The sequence below is a fragment of the Polynucleobacter sp. MWH-Berg-3C6 genome (genome assembly GCF_018881855.1).
Taxonomy (GTDB): Bacteria; Pseudomonadota; Gammaproteobacteria; order Burkholderiales; family Burkholderiaceae; genus Polynucleobacter.
Genome location: NZ_JACVPN010000001.1, coordinates 253,097 through 268,419, shown reverse-complemented (window position 1 = coordinate 268,419; position 15,323 = coordinate 253,097). Strand labels below are relative to the sequence as shown.

Genomic DNA, 15,323 nt, shown 5'->3' with positions numbered 1-15,323 from the left:
CCAGGAATAGCAAGATGAAAACAGCACAAGAACTCCGCGTTGGTAACGTAGTAATGATCGGCACTGATGCCATGGTCGTTTTAAAAGCAGAATACAGCCGATCAGGCCGCAACTCATCTGTTGTGAAAATGAAATTTAAGAACTTGTTAACCGGCGCACCAAATGAAGGTGTTTACAAGGCTGATGATAAGTTTGATGTTGTGATTCTTGAGAAAAAAGATTGCACCTACTCTTATTTCGCTGATCCTATGTATGTATTTATGGATGGCGATTACAACCAATACGAAGTTGAAGCTGAGTTCATGGGTGATGCATTAAATTATCTCGAAGAAAGCATGCCATGCGAAGTAGTGCTCTACGAAGGTAAGGCGCTTTCAGTTGCAATGCCAAACTCGCTTGTTCGTGAAATTATTTACACAGAACCAGCAGTCAAGGGCGATACCAGCTCCGGTAAAGTATTGAAGAATGCAAAACTGGCTACTGGCTATGAATTGCAAGTGCCTTTGTTCTGCAACACTGGTGACAAGATCGAGATCGATACTCGTACCGGTGAATACCGCAGCCGTGCTAACTAAGCAAAGCTGACTAGTAAGCTCAATATAAAAAGCCCGGTACGCCGGGCTTTTTTATTTTTACATTCAGCAGAGCCTTAAATAATCAACTTCATTTGCTTCAGTAAACCTTTAGCATGTTGATACTCTGCTTCACCTTGCAGTTCATCCCAGGATAAAGCGGACGACTTTGGCATCAAGCGATTCAAACGCGTAGCAGACTCAGATTGCTTGGCCTTAGTAACCTTGAGTTTTGCAAGTAATTGATCGGCCAAGTCTGGACGATTACAAATCAGAACCGCATCACAGCCAGCATTGAGGGCCATCTCAGCACCCTTCACTACAGAGCCCGCAACGCTAGCACCCTCCATCGAGAGGTCATCACTAAAGATCACCCCCTCAAATCCCAATTCTTGACGCAAGATAGAGTGCAACCAAATCTGAGAAAAACCTGCGGGATTGCTATCCACCTTTGGATAAATCACATGGGCTGGCATCACTGCCGCCAAACTGAGATCTAGCCACTCATATGGCTTGGCATCATCATTCAAAATTTCAGATAAAGAACGCTCATCTACTGGAATGGCAACGTGAGAATCCGCTTCAGCCCAACCATGACCTGGAAAATGTTTGCCACAGTTAGCCATATCCGCTAAACGCAGACCTTCATTCAAGCTTTTCGCCAAGGCAAATACAATTTGCGGATCACGACTAAAGGAACGATCGCCAATGACGCCGCTTCGACCAAAATCCAAATCCAGCACTGGTGTAAAACTAAAGTCCACGCCGCAAGCGCGTAACTCGGCAGCTAAGACATAGCCACATGCAGTAGCGGCTGCCATGGCAAGCGCTGCAGACTCCGCAGCATGAGTTGAATTACTCTTAACACCCCAAAGCTCGCCTAACTTGCGCATTGCTGGAAGATGGGTAAAGCCATCTGTTTTACAGCGCTGCACTCGGCCACCCTCATGATCAATAGAGATCAAAACATCGGGGCGTAACTTTTTAATATCAGTAGTGAGTTTGGTGAGTTGTTTACGATTGGCAAAGTTTCTACCAAACAAGATGACACCACCAGTCAAAGGATCAAGGATGCGACGACGATCTTCGGCATTTAAGGCCTGGCCAACCACATCCAATGTCACTGGTCCTGGGTTCATAGCGGCTTTACTCATCTCTTCCTCTTAATCAATTCTATATTTCTGACTATTGCTTTTGAGTAACGATGACATGGGCGATCGCCATATCTTGCTCATCACTCACGGTAACGTGTGTTTCCCAATTCTTTTCTTCCATAAATTTGGCGAGCGCGCCCAAATAGGAAGTCACAGGCTTTCCGCTAGGCTCATTTAAGGTTTGCAATGAACGCCAAGTCATCGGCATACGCATCCCCAAACCAATTGCTTTGGAGAATGCCTCTTTAGCAGCGAAGCGAGTTGCTAAGAATGCAATCCCCCGCTTGTGATTTCTGGAAAGACGGTGCTTAAAGACCAACATCTCATCTGGCCCCAGAATTCTTTCAGCCAAGCGGCCATTAGTCCGATCATAAGCAGCTTGTAAGCGCTCAATCTGCAGAATATCTGTACCAATACCAATGATCATTTGTTGTATTTACTTTATACGTTTTTTCGACCCTGAATCATCAGAGTCTTCATATCGGCAATTGCTGTTTTCCAACCTTTAAATACTGCCTCAGCAACAATAGCATGACCAATATTGAGTTCAGATAATTCGGTAATAGCAGCAATGGGCATGACATTACCTTCGTGCAAGCCATGACCGGCATTCACTCTTAAACCAATACTCTTTCCAAATTGAGCTGCCTTACGAATGCGCTCCAATTCTTTTGTCTGATCTGGACCAGATAAATCAGCGTAACGCCCAGTATGCAATTCCACCACGGTAGCACCAACATCCTTTGCGGCTTGTAATTGCTTTTCCTCGGGATCGATAAACAGTGATACCCGAATGCCAGCATCCTGCAATTGCTTGGTAGCTACTTTCACTACAGAAAAGTGACCGATAACATCTAGCCCACCTTCAGTCGTGACTTCTTCCCGCTTCTCGGGGACCAAGCACACATCGTGCGGCTTTACTTTGCAAGCAATATTCAACATTTCAGGAGTCACTGCACACTCGAGGTTCATACGCGTTCTAATGAGTGGGCGCAATGCTAATAAATCAGCATCTTTAATATGTCGACGATCTTCACGCAAATGCAGAGTAATTAAATCAGCACCAGCCTCTTCTGCTAATAGTGCAGCCCTGATTGGATCTGGATAGACTGTCCCACGGGCATTACGCAAGGTGGCTACGTGATCGATATTGATACCGAGTTCTAGGGCTTGGGTTGTCATAGCTGTAGATTACTAGATTTTTTTGAGATCAATCAGAATTTGCCTGGTGGTCAAAACCTGATCTTGTAGATGCAAGCCCAGCAGGAAACGCATCAATTGCTTACTCTCTGACAATGTTTCTGGGTCTGAAAAATCCCCGACTGCAATTGCAAGTAGTGATTTACCAGTCAATACTGGCCAATGGCCAGGATCATCACCTTGCACTGGGCGGACACCACGTTCGGGCTGATAGACATATTGAGTCTTGGCATCTGGTAGATCATTGGTTTCAACACAGCGGTCCAAGGCGGCTGCATAACCCGTCTCTTGCAAAAGTGATAACTCAAATGGGCGCAGAATTTCTTCTAGACCTTTGGATTCAAATTCAAGATTCGATAAGGCATTAATAGTTTCGGTATAGCGATCGTAGAGTTTTTCGTAGTCATCTTCACGTGCTAGGAATTTGACTAATAGCTCATTGAGATAAAAACCACAAAGTAGGGCATCACCAACCAAGGAAGGCATTCCCCCAACCCACTCGGACTTCGTTAAGGTACGCAATTCTGATTTACCGCTCCAAGAAACCAGTAGTGGTTGAAAGCGTTGGAGGACGGGACGCAATGTAGAGTGTGGACGCTTTGCACCTTTGGCAATCAAGGCCATACGGCCATACTGCCGAGTAAAGACGTCCAGAATTAAGCTAGTCTCTTTATAGGGAATGCTATGCAATACAAAAGCAGGCTCGTCAGCAACGCGAATCGAGGCCATGAGAATCTATTCCAGGCCCTGCGCCCGTAATTCAGCGCGATCATCTGCCCAACCACGTTTCACTTTGACCCAAGTCTCCAAAAAAACTTTTCCATCAAAGAGCTTTTCCATATCAATCCGTGCATCTGTTGAAATCTTTTTAAGACGCTCACCTTTTTGCCCAATGATCATGGCTTTATGGCTGTCGCGATCCACTAAGATGGTTGCAGCAATACGGCGCATCTTGCCATCCATCTTGAACTGATCAATCACCACTGTAGAGGTGTAAGGCAACTCCTCACCCGTAAAACGGAAGACCTTCTCACGCAGAATTTCAGCGGCAAGAAAGCGTTCGCTACGATCAGTAATAGTATCGCCATCGTAGACAGCCTCTGCTTCAGGTAGATAACCCTCTAAGACATCTAAGAGTCTTTGTACGTCACCAGGACTTTTAGCACTCATCGGTACGATTTCTGCAAACTCACACTTCTGATCTTCGTGGCCACCCAACTCACTCCATGGCCGCGCCATGTCTTTAATAAAATTGAGTAATGCCTGATCACGTTCGGAAGGAGTCTGAAAACGACTATTAAAGAGATCGAGCTTATTGAGAACCAGCACTACCGGCAAATCGTCAGGCAGCAGTTTTAAAACTTTCTTATCATCCTCACCAAAATAACCTGCCTCAACCACAAAGCAAGCAACATTAACGTCTTGCAGAGCAGTTGTCACCGTGCGGTTTAGCGCCTTATTCAGTGTGTTCATCAAGCGCGTCTGAAAGCCTGGTGTATCAATAAAAATAAATTGCGCCTCTTCGCGATTCTGAATCCCCAAAATACGATGGCGCGTTGTTTGCGCCTTACGGGAAGTGATGCTGATCTTTTGACCAACCAGTGCATTTAGTAGTGTTGATTTGCCCATATTGGGACGCCCAACAATGGCGATAGTGCCGCATCTAAACACGATTAGTCCTTCAGCTTAAGATTTAACTGCTCTTCGGCGACTTCTTTTTTGGCTGCTTTTTTCTTAGCCGACCGAGTTTTCTTGGGTTTACGAGATTCTTGTGGCAATGCTTTGAGAACGGCTAGTAAGGCAGTCTTAGCGGCAGATTGCTCTGCAGCTCGGCGTGAGGCGCCTTCACCTTTTACTGAAACTTTCAAGCTCGGAATCAAGCATTCCACTTCAAATTGTTGGTTATGCGCAGCGCCAGTAGTACCAGTGACGTTATAGGTCGGCAAAGGTAATTGATAGCTTTGCAAACATTCTTGCAAAAGTGTTTTGTCGTCTTTACCTAAAGTCTTTGGATCAACTTGCGCCAGAATTGCTGAATAGAGTTTGCGCAAGCATGTTTTTGCAGCATCAAATCCGCCATCTAAAAAGATTGCCCCAGTAACTGCCTCTAAAGTGTCGGCCAAGATTGAGGGGCGGCGAAAGCCACCACTCTTGAGCTCACCCTCACCCAAACGGAGATAGTCAGAAAGAGACAAAGTTTGTGCAATCTCATATAAAGCCTGTTGCTTCACGAGGTTGGCGCGCACACGAGAGAGATCGCCCTCATCCAAATCGGAGTAACGCTCATAAAGTAAATCAGCAACTACGCAATTCAGAATCGAGTCACCCAAGAACTCCAAGCGCTCGTTATTCTTTTTGCTATGACTACGGTGGGTCAAAGCTTGATTCAAGAGCTCAAGCTTTTTAAAGGTATAACCAAGCTGCTCTTGCAAGGGTGCAGTTTCAATAACAGCGCGCGCGTTCATGATCTCTTACTCAAAGCCGCCAATGCGACCTAAGTTGCCCAAATTCAACCAGACAAAGAAGGCTTTGCCCACAATATTCTTATCAGGCACAAAGCCCCAATAGCGAGAATCGGCACTGTTATCGCGGTTATCGCCCATCGCAAAGTAATGGCCTGGCGGAACCTTACAAGTGAGACCAGATTGCTGGTACTGACAGAAATCTGAACCTGGAAAACGCTCTGTCGGAAATACTGTTGCGGGGCGATCTGGGTCATTCAAAATCTCATGACGATTACCACCTAAATCCGCAGGAAAAGATTCCATAAAGCGCTTGGCATAGCGCATATTCTCTGGATCAAGATAAGAATCACCACCGCTGTATTGCAATGGCTGACCATTTACTGTGAGACGCTTGTCTTGATAGGTGATCACATCACCAGGCAGAGCCACTACACGCTTGATGTAATCAACGGACTCATCACGCGGATAACGAAAGACCACCACATCGCCACGCTTTGGAGCGCCAAGGTCAACTACTTTTTGATTAATCACTGGCAGACGAATACCGTAGGTAAATTTATTTACCAAAATGAAGTCGCCAATTTGCAAGGTTGGGATCATTGATCCAGACGGAATCTTGAAAGGCTCAACAATGAATGAGCGCAACACAAATACCGCACAAATCACCGGAAAGAAACCGGCCGTATATTCCAGCCATAAGGGCATACGATCATTACCAGCCAAGCGTCTTTGTGGGGCAAAGTACATCCTGTCAGCAACCCAGGCAATGCCCGTCAAGACAACCAAGATCAACAGAATCAGAGCGAAGTTCATTAATCCTCCACCTGCAAAATAGCCAAGAACGCTTCTTGTGGAATTTCCACATTACCTACTTGCTTCATGCGCTTCTTACCTTCTTTTTGCTTCTCTAACAACTTACGCTTACGAGAGATATCACCGCCATAGCATTTAGCCAAAACGTTTTTACGCAAAGCTTTCACGTTTTCACGGGCAACAATATTGCTGCCAATAGCCGCCTGAATGGCCACATCGAACATTTGACGCGGAATGATCCCGCGCATTTTCGAAACTACCTCACGACCACGGTGTTGACTATTGCTTCTATGGACAATCACCGATAGAGCGTCAACCTGATCGCCGTTAATCAAGATATCGACCTTGACTACATCAGCTGGACGATATTCCTTAAATTCATAATCCATCGAGGCATAGCCGCGAGAGATTGACTTTAGCCTGTCAAAGAAATCCAACACAATCTCTGCCATCGGTAATTCATAAGTGAGCTGCACTTGGCGGCCCAAATAGTTCATCCCCGTCTGAATACCCCGCTTACCAACACATAAGGTAATTACTGAACCCACATACTCTTGAGGCATATAGAGGTTCACCGTCACAATCGGCTCCATGATGGTGTCGACCTTACTGGTCTCAGGCATCTTTGATGGGTTATCGACCATCAAGATCGTGCCATCCGATTGCTGGACCTGATACACCACGGTTGGAGCTGTAGTGATGAGATTCATACCGTACTGGCGCTCCAAGCGCTCTTGTACGATCTCCATGTGGAGCAAACCTAAAAAGCCGCAACGGAATCCAAAGCCTAAAGCTTGAGACACTTCTGGTTCATACAAGAGAGAAGCATCATTGAGTTTTAACTTCTCAAGTGATTCACGCAGTTGATCGTACTCACTTGCCTCAACTGGATACAGGCCAGCAAATACTTGCGGCTTCACTTCTTTAAATCCAGGCAGAGGTGCAACTGCTGGAACTCGACCTTGCTGTCCTGGAGAGTGCGTTACTGTGTCACCAACCTTAGCGGCTTTTAATTCTTTAATGCCAGCAATTACAAAGCCTACTTGTCCAGCAGATAGCTCTGGGCGATCTACTGACTTCGGGCTAAAAACACCGACGTGCTCAACTAAATGGCTAGAACCGTTTGCCATTAAGGTGATTTTTTCTTTTGGCTTTAGAGTGCCGTTCACAACCCGTATGAGCATGACAACACCAACATAGTTGTCAAACCAAGAGTCAATAATTAATGCTTGCAATGGATCTGCCGCATTGCCTTTTGGTGGCGGCACCTTAGCAATCATTTCTTCGATGACATCCGCAACACCCATGCCTGTTTTAGCTGAGCAAGTTACGGCTTCTGAAGCATCAATACCAATCACATCTTCAATTTCTTTTTTGGCGCGATCCGGATCGGCTTGGGGCAAATCAATCTTATTGAGCACGGGAACCACTTCAACACCCAGCTCAAGGGCCATATAACAGTTCGCTACCGTCTGCGCCTCGACGCCCTGACTGGCATCCACCACCAATAAAGCACCCTCACAAGCAGACAAGGAACGACTCACTTCGTATGAGAAGTCCACATGCCCTGGGGTATCAATCAGATTGATGTTGTAGATCTTGCCATCTTTAGCTTTGTAATTTAAAGCTGCAGTTTGGGCTTTAATAGTGATGCCGCGCTCACGTTCGATATCCATCGAATCGAGAACCTGGGCTTCCATTTCACGATCTGAGAGACCGCCACATAGTTGAATAATGCGATCCGCAAGCGTAGATTTGCCGTGATCAATGTGGGCGATGATAGAAAAATTGCGGATTAAATCCATAGCGTCTTAATAGGTCATTCAAAAAAACGCCTTGTCAGAACGCACCACAATGATGCGCTGCAAAAAGCCGTCTTAAAGTGATTGTAATGGGTGGCGCCCAAAAGGCGCCAAACCCCATTCTTTTACCTAAAAAGGGCTTATTTTGGCCTTACTGGGATGATCAAAGTACCGTCAGAACGACGGATAAAGACTGGAACAGCCTTATTGGCATCCAGGCCTTTAACCAGGGTCTCAAACTGCTTTACCCCAGTGATGTCAGCATCAGCAATCCGAATGATCACATCGCCAGGGCGAACTCCAGCCCTAGCCAAAGGGCCATCACTCAAACCGCTAACCTCAACGCCACCCTTGATATTGAGATCCTTCTTTTTGGTATCTGACAGGTCAGTCACTGCTACCCCAAAAGCATTTGCACTATTCCCAGTATTAGCGGGAGCATCTGACTTTTTAACGGCCGCTTGGGTTGAGTCTGTATCAATCACTGTGACAGTGACTTCACGTGTGCTGCCCTTGCGCCAAACTTGCACGCTAGCTGTAGTACCGGGTTTAGTTTCACCAACAATACGCGGCAAATCTGTAGACTTATTAATTTCGCGACCATTAAAGCTCAGAATCACATCGCCCGCCTCAATACCGCCAACTGCTGCAGGACCGTTGGTCTCCACGTTGCGCACATACGCGCCACGAGGTTTACCCAAACCTAAACTCTCAGCAACCTCTTTTGTCATTTCACCTAAGGCAACACCAATACGACCACGCGTCATTTTTCCATTGGTACGCAACTGCTCAGCAACACGCATTGCCTCGTCAATCGGAATTGCAAAAGAGATTCCCATATAGCCACCAGAGCGGCTAAAAATTTGTGAGTTAATGCCAATAACTTGGCCAGCAGTATTTAACAGTGGGCCACCAGAATTACCGGGATTGACCGCTACGTCAGTCTGGATAAAGGGCAGGTAATCGCCAGTATCACGGCTCTTCGCGGAAACAATGCCTGCTGTTACGGTGTTCTCAAGGCCAAAAGGTGAGCCAATGGCGAGAACCCACTCACCCACTCTCACTTTAGAAGAATCACCTAATGGTAATTTTGGTAAGTCGCGCGCTTCAATTTTGACTACCGCTACATCAGTACGTTTATCCATCCCCAAGAGCTTGGCTTTGAACTCACGCTTATCAGTCAAAGTGACATAAATCGTAGTAGCACCTTCAACAACGTGTGCGTTTGTGAGAATCAAACCATTGGATTCAATAATGAAACCAGAACCCACTCCACGATCAGCCTCTTGAGGTTTACCGGAATTAGGTTGCGCCTGTTTTGGTCCATTCGGAATACCTGGAATAGGCACTCCAAAGAAACGACGAAAGAACTCTGCTTGATCCTCAGGCATTCCTGGGATGCCGCCTTGAGCTTGTTGCACCATGACTTTTTCAGTTGTCCGAATATTCACTACAGCGGGACTGGCACGCTCAACCAAATCTGCAAAATCTGGAATCGTTACCCGAGGATTTTGTGCAGAGGCATTTGGAACAAATGCAGTTTGCCCAAGACTCAAAATAGCCAAGAGCGCAATAAAGTACTTTTTCATGATGCTATGGACCTACTTGGTAAAAACCAAAAAGTGGAGATAAAGAGAATATTAGGTCAGCTTACCAAAAATCAAGGTGCCGTTAGTACCACCAAAGCCAAAGTTGTTTTTGACTGCGTGGTCAATCTTCACGTCCCTAGCGGTATTGGCGCAGTAGTCCAAGTCACACTCAGGGTCTTGATTGAAGATATTGATGGTGGGTGGAGATTTCTGGTTATGAAGAGCCAGAATAGTGAAAACAGACTCCAAGCCGCCTGCGCCGCCTAAAAGGTGACCAGTCATCGACTTGGTGGAGTTAATCAGGGCTTTTTTAGCGTGATCGCCTAGAGCCGCTTTAATGGCATCGGTTTCATTCTTATCACCCAAAGGTGTGGAAGTACCATGTGCATTGAGATACTGAATTTGATCAGGATTTAAGCCTGCATCACGCATGGCATTGACCATGCAACGACGAGGACCATCCATATTCGGTGCAGTCATGTGATACGCATCACCGCTCATACCAAAGCCAAGTAGTTCACAGTAAATTTTTGCGCCGCGGGCCTTTGCATGCTCATACTCTTCAAGCACGATCACACCAGCACCTTCACCTAGAACAAAGCCATCACGGTCTTTATCCCAAGGACGTGAAGCAGTCGCTGGATCATCATTGCGAGTTGAAAGTGCCCTTGCCGAAGCAAAGCCACCAACACCTAAAGCAGAAATAGTTGACTCAGCACCACCGGCCACCATCACATCAGCATCTCCGTACTGAATTAAGCGCGCAGCCAAACCAATGCTGTGCAAACCAGTAGTACATGCTGTGACTGCAGCAACGTTTGGACCTTTAAGACCAAACAAAATACTCAGATGCCCAGAAATCATATTAATGATTGAGCCTGGCACAAAGAATGGGGAGATGCGACGAGGGCCACGAGCTAAGAGCTCTGCGCCTGTTTCCTCAATCATTGGCAAGCCGCCAATACCCGAACCCACCATGACGCCTACGCGCTCGGCATTTTGCTCGGTAATCTCTAGACCGCTATCGCGAAGTGCTTGCGTGCCAGCAGCGATGCCGTAATGGATAAAGGTATCCATATGGCGCGCTTCTTTGGCAGAAACATATTCTTCAACATTGAAATCTTTCACCTCTCCAGCGAAATGAACGCTAAGTGGAGCGTGGTCGAATTTGGTGATGGTAGCAATGCCTGATTTGCCCGCAAGCAAATTAGACCAAGCTACATCAACTGAATTACCAACAGGTGAGATGAGACCAAGGCCGGTAACTACTACCCGGCGTCGGCAATTTGATGCTGACACAGTAATACCTAAGCTAGGGAATTAACCCTGAGCTTTTGATTTAGCGAAGTCGATCGCGAGCTGAACTGTGGTGATCTTTTCGGCTTCCTCATCAGGAATTTCGATACCGAATTCATCTTCCAATGCCATTACCAGCTCAACAGTGTCAAGAGAGTCAGCGCCCAGGTCATTCACGAAAGAAGATTCATTCTTGATATCTCCTTCAGCGACGCCTAATTGCTCAGCGACGATTTTCTTAACGCGTTGTTCGATGTTGTCCATTAATTTCCCCAGGGGTTGTAAAAAACGATGAAAAGGATTTTATCAGTTTGGTGGACCGAATTAGCAAATTCGCCCAAAAACGACCAAATCCTTGCTTTGCCGTTAGGCTAGATAGAGTCCGCCATTGACGTGTAGGGTATTACCCGTAATATAGCCAGCCGCCGGAGAGGCCAAAAATGCCACTGCCTGGGCCACATCCTCGGGACTACCCAATCTGGCTAGTGGAATATTCACTTTGAGGGCATTTTGCTGATCTTCGCTCAGGGCGCGGGTCATATCGGTATCAATAAATCCAGGGGCTACGCAATTGACGGTGATATTGCGGCTGCCAATTTCGCGGGCCAAAGCACGGGTCATTCCAGAAACGCCTGCTTTTGCAGCGGCGTAGTTTGCCTGTCCTGCGTTACCCATGTGACCAACAATGGAGGTGATGTTGATGATGCGGCCACCACGTGCCTTCATCATGGGACGCAAAACCGCCTGAGATAAACGAAACACTGAACTCAAATTAGTATCAATTACATCAGTCCACTCCTCGGACTTCATGCGCATTGCCAAGTTATCGCGAGTAATACCAGCGTTATTGACCAAAATATTGATGCCGCCATGATCCTTCACAATCTGATCAATAATTTCTTCGCAAGCATTTGGTGCAGTGACATTCAAAACCAAACCACAACCACCTGAAGGCTTTAAGCGTGCATTAATTGCTTTAGCACCATCAGCCGATGTAGCTGTGCCAATCACCTTGGCGCCACACTTGACTAATTCATCTGCAATCGCCTGACCAATACCACGCGAGGCACCGGTCACTAAGGCAATTTGTCCGCTTAAGTCGAGGTTCATATTTGTCTTCCGCTATTTCGATTGGTTCTTGTATGAATACTTATTTTAAAGTTGCTAGCACTTCATTCAGGCTGGCATCATCAAATACGGGCACGCCCGTTACTTGATCATTGATGCGCTTAGTTAAGCCTGCCAACACTTTGCCAGGACCGCACTCCACCACTTGGGTAATACCCTGTCCAGCCATTGCTTGAATAGTTTCTTGCCAGCGTACAGGTTTTGCAGCTTGACGCACTAATGCATCTTTAATGGCGGTAGGATCATTCAAGATTTGGACATCAACGTTATTAATCACGGAGATTGTTGGTGTTTTGAATTCAATGTTTGCAAGATAGCCTTTGAGTTTTTCAGAAGCAGGTTGCAATAAAGAAGAATGAAATGGTGCAGACACAGGTAAAGGTAATGCACGTTTAGCACCAGCAGCTTTCAGTAGCTCGCACGCCTTCGTTACAGCATCACTTGCACCTGCAATCACCACTTGTCCTGGTGCATTGAAATTGACGGCCTCTACAACACCGCCAGAAGCAACGCTGGCCTCTGCACAAACTTTAATCACAGTCGCATCATCTAAACCCAAAATAGCAGCCATACCACCCGTGCCAACTGGGACTGCGCTTTGCATTGCTTCTGCACGAAAGCGCACCAATGGAACTGCATCTTTAAAAGAAATGACGCCAGCAGCGACCAAGGCTGAGTATTCACCGAGGCTATGACCTGCCATCACCTTAGGAGCCGATCCACCTGCCGCCAGCCAAGCGCGGTAAAAAGCCACGCCAGCAGTCAGCATCACTGGTTGAGTATTGGTTGTTAAGGACAAGGCCTCTGCAGGACCTTCAGCAATTAATTTGGCAACATCCTCACCTAAAGCTTCAGAGGCTTCTTGTAATGTTGCGCGCACTTCAGGACGCTCAGAAATCGAATTGAGCATGCCGACAGATTGAGAACCTTGGCCAGGGAATACGAATGCAAATGTCATATTATTAATTCACTAAAAAATAAACTCTTAGTACTTGAGAACTGCTGCGCCCCAAGCGAAGCCACCACCAACACCCTCTAGTAAAAGATGTTGGCCACGTTGAATTTGACCGGAGCGCACACCCGCATCTAAAGCCAATGGAATTGATGCGGCAGAAGTATTGCCATGCTCATGCACTGTCACAATCACTTTATCCATGGACATGCCCATCTTCTTGGCAGTGCCCTCCATGATGCGAATGTTGGCTTGATGTGGCACTAACCAATCAATTTGTTCAGGCTTGAGATTGGCCTTCTCTAAGGCTTCGTGCGCTACTTGCTCTAATACTTTTACGGCTAATTTAAATACTGCTTGACCATCCATTGTCATGAATGGAGAGCCATGCACTTCACCATTACCAGCACGGCCAGGCACACAGAGAATGTCGCGTTGACTACCATCAGCATGTAAGGCTGTTGAAAGAATGCCAGGCTCTTTGGAGGCTTCGAGCACTACCGCACCAGCACCATCGCCAAACAAAACACAAGTACCGCGATCTTGAAAATCCAAAATGCGAGAGAAGGTCTCGGCACCAATCACCAGTACTTTTTTAAATGAACCAGAACGAATGAAGGCATCTGCAATAGCGAGAGCGTAAGTAAAACCAGCACAAACCGCTTGCACATCAAATGCGGCACAGGCGGTATGAGCGCCCAATTTATCCTGCACTACACAAGCGGTACTTGGAAACCCGCCCAAATGATCCGGCGTAGAGGTTGCCAAAATAATGAGATCCAGATCTGCGGAGGTAATCCCAGCGCTTGTTAAAGCTGCTTCAGCAGCTTTCACCGCTAAATCACTGGTTAATTCATTTTCGGCAGCAAAGTGTCGTGCAGAAATCCCGCTGCGAGTCGTAATCCACTCATCACTAGTCTCTAGGCCTGTTTTAGCGAGGCGCTCTACTAAGTCTTGATTGGTTAAACGCTGCTCGGGAAGATAGCTTCCAGTACCAGCGACTCTTGCAAAAATACTCATTCTTTTGTCTCCACCACAAAGGCTGCGGCAATGCGCTCAACCATACGATTCTTGGCAGCCTCATATGCGCGCTCTAAAGCAAAACCAAAGGCAAAGCGATCGGCGGAGCCATGACTCTTAATCACACAACCGCGTAGACCTAACAACACTGCACCGTTATAGCGACGATGGTCTACGCGCTTACGCACTCGCAGCAGTGGGACCATGGCGCAGATTGCCATCAATCTCGTCATCAGCGAGCGCTTAAATTCTTCACGAATCATGCCGCTCATCATTTTTGCTAAACCTTCACTAGCCTTGAGAACGACATTACCTACAAAACCATCGCACACGACGATATCGGTAGTGCCTTTAAAAATATCATTGCCTTCTACATTTCCGTAAAAGTTTAAATGAGTTTGACGCAACAACTCGCTGGTTTGTTTGACAACCTCATTACCCTTAATCACCTCTTCCCCAATATTGAGAAGCCCAATTGAGGGATTTTTCTTGCCATCAACCACCTGAACCATGACGTTCGCCATTTGGGCAAATTGCACCAAATGCATCGGTTCACAATCCGCGTTAGCACCCAGGTCGAGCATGGTTGTACCGCCCCCCAATTCATTTGGGATAGCAGTTGCAATAGCTGGACGATCAACGCCTTCAAGGGTTTTTAGGATGTAGCGAGAAATCGCCATGAGTGCGCCAGTATTGCCGGAGGAAATGACAGCATCAGCTGCACCCTCTTTGACTTGCTCAATAGCAACGCGCATAGATGAATCTTTTTTGCGACGCAAAGCAACTTCGATGGGGTCGTCCATCAACACCACTTCGCTTGCAGGAATAATATGAATACGATCTGCGTGAGCTGTCGAAGATTTATCTAAAACTTGCTTGATTAAATCAGGATCACCCACCAAGGCAATCTTCACATCGGCATGTTTTTCTAGAAAATCGCAGGCAGCAGGAACCGTAACGACGACTCCATGATCTCCGCCCATGGCATCAATAGCTAGAGTAACGCTCATAAACTCATTGATTGCTGCAAGTGATTTATCTAAGAAAAAAGCGGCTGTTTTGTGAGCCGCTTCGATCTATTTAGACTAAAAGAATTAGTCGTTTTTTGTTTTAACAACTTTACGGCCACGATAGTAGCCGTTTGGTGAAATGTGGTGGCGCAAATGAGCCTCACCAGTTGTGGCTTCAACAGCCGTAGCAGGTGCGGTCAAAAAGTCGTGCGCACGGTGCATGCCACGTTTGGAAGGTGATTTTTTGTTTTGTTGAACGGCCATATTGAACTCCTAAGCAAGGCGACATTCTAGCATGAAAAAGTGGCTAAATGCTTGATTT

At 46.6% G+C, this 15,323-nt stretch carries 17 protein-coding genes; 1 reads left to right on the top strand and 16 read right to left on the bottom strand.

Annotation, left to right across the window (positions count from 1 at the left end; genetic code table 11):
- Positions 1–14 precede the first annotated feature (14 nt).
- Positions 15–575 (top strand): elongation factor P, encoded by a 561-nt coding sequence (efp, locus tag ICN13_RS01445; RefSeq protein WP_216138517.1) that lies wholly within the window; start codon positions 15–17, stop codon positions 573–575.
- Between the two features lie 74 nt (positions 576–649).
- Here efp and nagZ read toward each other — a convergent pair whose 3' ends face one another.
- From nagZ to rpmF, 16 genes are all read right to left on the bottom strand, one after another.
- Positions 650–1,726, bottom strand: coding sequence for a beta-N-acetylhexosaminidase (nagZ, locus tag ICN13_RS01440; protein ID WP_216138515.1), 1,077 nt, complete (start codon positions 1,724–1,726; stop codon positions 650–652).
- A 31-nt stretch (positions 1,727–1,757) separates the two neighbouring features.
- Complete coding sequence (gene acpS / locus ICN13_RS01435) at positions 1,758–2,153, bottom strand: holo-ACP synthase (protein ID WP_216138513.1); 396 nt, start codon at positions 2,151–2,153, stop codon at positions 1,758–1,760.
- Positions 2,154–2,167: 14 nt separating this feature from the next.
- Positions 2,168–2,908 carry a pyridoxine 5'-phosphate synthase gene (gene pdxJ, locus ICN13_RS01430; protein ID WP_216138511.1) on the bottom strand — a complete coding sequence of 247 codons (741 nt, stop codon included), beginning with the start codon at positions 2,906–2,908 and terminating at the stop codon, positions 2,168–2,170.
- Between the two features lie 12 nt (positions 2,909–2,920).
- Entirely contained in the window at positions 2,921–3,655 is a 735-nt protein-coding gene (gene recO, locus ICN13_RS01425; RefSeq protein ID WP_216138509.1) for a DNA repair protein RecO, read from the bottom strand.
- A gap of 6 nt (positions 3,656–3,661) precedes the next feature.
- Entirely contained in the window at positions 3,662–4,555 is an 894-nt protein-coding gene (era, locus tag ICN13_RS01420; RefSeq protein ID WP_216863999.1) for a GTPase Era, read from the bottom strand.
- A gap of 44 nt (positions 4,556–4,599) precedes the next feature.
- Positions 4,600–5,391 (bottom strand): ribonuclease III, encoded by a 792-nt coding sequence (rnc, locus tag ICN13_RS01415; RefSeq protein WP_216138505.1) that lies wholly within the window; start codon positions 5,389–5,391, stop codon positions 4,600–4,602.
- A gap of 6 nt (positions 5,392–5,397) precedes the next feature.
- Positions 5,398–6,204, bottom strand: a complete 807-nt coding sequence (gene lepB / locus ICN13_RS01410) for a signal peptidase I (RefSeq protein ID WP_216138503.1) — start codon at positions 6,202–6,204, stop codon at positions 5,398–5,400.
- Complete coding sequence (lepA, locus tag ICN13_RS01405; RefSeq protein WP_216138502.1) at positions 6,204–8,009, bottom strand: translation elongation factor 4; 1,806 nt, start codon at positions 8,007–8,009, stop codon at positions 6,204–6,206. Before lepA ends, lepB begins: the two co-directional genes overlap by 1 nt.
- 137 nt (positions 8,010–8,146) lie before the next feature.
- Positions 8,147–9,595 carry a DegQ family serine endoprotease gene (locus ICN13_RS01400; protein ID WP_216138500.1) on the bottom strand — a complete coding sequence of 483 codons (1,449 nt, stop codon included), beginning with the start codon at positions 9,593–9,595 and terminating at the stop codon, positions 8,147–8,149.
- 51 nt (positions 9,596–9,646) lie between these two features.
- The gene (gene fabF, locus ICN13_RS01395; RefSeq protein WP_216138498.1) at positions 9,647–10,894 is read right to left on the bottom strand and encodes a beta-ketoacyl-ACP synthase II; all 1,248 of its coding nucleotides are present in this window, start codon (positions 10,892–10,894) and stop codon (positions 9,647–9,649) included.
- Between the two features lie 21 nt (positions 10,895–10,915).
- Positions 10,916–11,155 carry an acyl carrier protein gene (gene acpP / locus ICN13_RS01390; RefSeq protein WP_028819177.1) on the bottom strand — a complete coding sequence of 80 codons (240 nt, stop codon included), beginning with the start codon at positions 11,153–11,155 and terminating at the stop codon, positions 10,916–10,918.
- Positions 11,156–11,257: 102 nt separating this feature from the next.
- Positions 11,258–12,001, bottom strand: a complete 744-nt coding sequence (gene fabG, locus ICN13_RS01385; protein ID WP_216138496.1) for a 3-oxoacyl-ACP reductase FabG — start codon at positions 11,999–12,001, stop codon at positions 11,258–11,260.
- 40 nt (positions 12,002–12,041) lie between these two features.
- Complete coding sequence (gene fabD, locus ICN13_RS01380) at positions 12,042–12,977, bottom strand: ACP S-malonyltransferase (protein ID WP_216138494.1); 936 nt, start codon at positions 12,975–12,977, stop codon at positions 12,042–12,044.
- Between the two features lie 27 nt (positions 12,978–13,004).
- On the bottom strand, positions 13,005–13,991 hold the full coding sequence (locus tag ICN13_RS01375) for a beta-ketoacyl-ACP synthase III (protein ID WP_216138492.1): 987 nt from the start codon (positions 13,989–13,991) through the stop codon (positions 13,005–13,007).
- Entirely contained in the window at positions 13,988–15,001 is a 1,014-nt protein-coding gene (gene plsX / locus ICN13_RS01370) for a phosphate acyltransferase PlsX (protein ID WP_216138489.1), read from the bottom strand. Before plsX ends, ICN13_RS01375 begins: the two co-directional genes overlap by 4 nt.
- An 84-nt stretch (positions 15,002–15,085) precedes the next feature.
- The gene (rpmF, locus tag ICN13_RS01365; protein WP_011902241.1) at positions 15,086–15,265 is read right to left on the bottom strand and encodes a 50S ribosomal protein L32; all 180 of its coding nucleotides are present in this window, start codon (positions 15,263–15,265) and stop codon (positions 15,086–15,088) included.
- Positions 15,266–15,323 lie beyond the last annotated feature (58 nt).